2 protein-coding genes are annotated in these 982 nt (G+C 37.0%); one reads left to right on the forward strand and one right to left on the reverse strand.

Annotated features, from left to right (window positions below):
- A partial coding sequence (locus EI161_RS14460; protein ID WP_225735423.1) for a hypothetical protein occupies nt 1-682 on the forward strand: 682 nt, incomplete at its 5' end.
- A gap of 21 nt (nt 683-703) precedes the next feature.
- Here the strand turns inward: EI161_RS14460 and EI161_RS14465 are convergent.
- A partial coding sequence (locus tag EI161_RS14465; RefSeq protein ID WP_192529689.1) for an IS30 family transposase occupies nt 704-982 on the reverse strand: 279 nt, incomplete at its 5' end.

The raw sequence follows: 982 nt of genomic DNA on the forward strand, positions 1-982 counted from the left end.
CCGTTCGCTATTTTTTTTGCCAGAAATTTATATCCAATGTTCAACACGCCCTAGTATGTTTAGCTATGCCAATATGGCGTCACCTATCATCAACGGTACTACTGTCGGCACGGCATATTCAAGCGCAGATATTGATATTCTCTCTGAAACCATAAATATCAACATCAAAAAAGGTTTTCATGAAGCTGATTATGATATTACTTACGAAATTTATAGCGATAAAGAAGGAGAACGAGTACCGCTGATTTTCGAAGTGTTCGAAGATTATATAAGTAATGATTCAGAAAAAAGTTTTACCATTAAGGTAGATGGTCAAACTATACCAGTGCTTAGAAATTATGATTATAAAAGTGATTCAACAGCACTGCCTTCTTACTATGATGCTGAAACGGATACTGCTATACCGTTTAATGATAACGCTAAATACTTTGAGGTCAACTTAAGTGAAGGCAACCATGTCATTACTGTCAATTATTCTGCTTATCCTACAATAGAGCGTAGTAATTGGACCAATCAATATATCTATAGCTATTCATTAAAACCTGCCAAAACTTGGAAGAGTTTCGGTGACCTGACCGTTAATCTAAAGATTGCTGATGAACCACAATATTTGAAGACAAATCTTGGCGAACCTTTAAGTGGGATGATAAAAGCAGATTCTAAGTGGTTTTTTGATCCTTAGATTAACACACCAAGTGCAACGCTAATTAATATTATAGAACGCCTGCATAGGCGTTTTAAACCCTAATCGTTTTCTTGGTCTGTTGTTTAGTTTATTCTCAATGTCCTGTATCTCATTATCAGAGACTTGTCTAAAGTCACAACCCTTAGGCAAGAACTCTCTGATTAAGCCGTTGGTATTCTCGTTGGTTCCTCGCTGCCATGACGCATAAGCATCGGCAAAGAAGAAGGAAGTAAAGAGCTTTCGTTTCACCTTCTTATGCTGAGCAAACTCTTTACCATTGTCAGAGGTAATGGTCTT

Origin of the sequence: Psychrobacter sp. FME5, from assembly GCF_014861375.1 — a bacterium.
Classification (GTDB): domain Bacteria; phylum Pseudomonadota; class Gammaproteobacteria; order Pseudomonadales; family Moraxellaceae; genus Psychrobacter.